1 protein-coding gene and 1 pseudogene are annotated in these 1,392 nt (G+C 77.2%); both read right to left on the reverse strand.

Annotated elements, in window-relative coordinates; translation table 11 throughout:
- Positions 1–232: pseudogene (locus Q8814_RS26120) on the reverse strand (hypothetical protein); the annotation flags it as partial.
- Positions 229–1,392 (reverse strand): amidohydrolase family protein (locus tag Q8814_RS26125; protein ID WP_330154827.1); only part of this gene is annotated, 1,164 nt, incomplete at its 5' end. The pseudogene Q8814_RS26120 and the gene Q8814_RS26125, both read right to left, overlap by 4 nt.

Raw genomic sequence — 1,392 nt, forward strand, 5'->3', positions numbered from 1 at the left:
GTGGTCGANGGANCCACGCTCGCGGGTCGCGCCGCTGCCCGATCTCACGCCCGGCACCGCCGATCCGGTGCTCGTGCGCAGCGTGCACCGCGACCAGGAGAGCAATGCCGACCGGTGCGAGGAACCACAGGGGCCGGGGCGGGAAACTCGCGAACAGCAGCACACCTGCCGTGACCGCGGCCCCCGACCGCACCGCGAGCCGGGCGGTGCCGCGCAGGTGCGGGCTGCTCACCGCGTGAACACGATCCGGTCGCGGTGCACGCTGCGCACGAGCACCGGATCGGCGGTGCCGGGCGTGAGATCGGGCAGCGGCGCGACCCGCGAGCGTGGGTCCGTCGACCACCGCTGCACCCCGTCGGACGGGGCGCTGATCACCAGCTCCTGCACCTCCCACAGCGCGTACGACGCGGGCGCACCGGGGTCGAGGGTGCCGGCCATCCCGTCGCGCACGCCCCCGGCCCGCCAGGCGCCGCGGGTGGCGGCGGCGAACGCGGCGCGCGGGGAGATGCCGCTGCCCGCGGTGCGGTGATGCACCGCGGCGCGCAACATCGGCCACGGCGCGGGCGCGGTGACCGGCGCGTCGGACCCGAACGCGAGCGACATGCCGGTGGCGGCGATCGCCGCGAACGCGTTGAGCGCGCCGGCCCGGGTCTCGCCGAGCCGCTGCGCGTACATTCCGTCGGGTCCGCCCCACAGCGCGTCGAAGCCCGGCTGCATGCTCGGGATCACCCCGTAGCGGGCCAAGCGCTGCGCCTGGGCGGCGGTGAGGCTTTCGGCGTGTTCGAGCCGGTGGCCGCACGCCGCGACCGCGGGCCCGCCGAGTTCGGCGGCGACGGCGTCGAACGCGGCGACCGCGGCGGCGACGGCGGCGTCGCCGATGACGTGGAATCCGGCCTGGATCCGCGCGGCGGTGCAGGCCCGCACGTGCGCGGTGAGCCGCGCGATGCTCCGGTAGGTGGTGCCGCAGCAGCCGGGCCGGTCGCGGTAGGGCTCGGTCAGCGCCGCGGTGTGCGAGCCGAACGAGCCGTCGACGAACAGGTCTCCGCCGAGCGCGTGGGCGCCGGTGGCCTCCCGCAGTGCCGTGGCGGCGGCGGCGTCGGCGACCGGTTGCCCCCAGTAGCCGCGCACCTCGACGGGATGGTCGGTGCCGAGCAGTTCGGTGAAGTCGTCTCGACCGGCGATGTCCGGGCCGCCGCATTCGTGGACGGCGACCACTCCGTGCGCGGCGAAGTCGTCGAGCGCGGCGGCGCGGACCCGGGCGCGGTGCGCGACGGTCAGTCCGGCGCGGGCGGCGGCCCGCACCGCGTGGTGGGCGGCCGTGGTGAGCGGTTGCTGCGGGTGGTGGCCGTCGACGTCGCGCAGGTCGCCCGCGGCGGTGCGCAGCGCGGTCGA

The sequence above is a fragment of the Rhodococcus chondri genome (genome assembly GCF_036327435.1).
Lineage (GTDB): Bacteria > Actinomycetota > Actinomycetes > Mycobacteriales > Mycobacteriaceae > Rhodococcus > Rhodococcus chondri.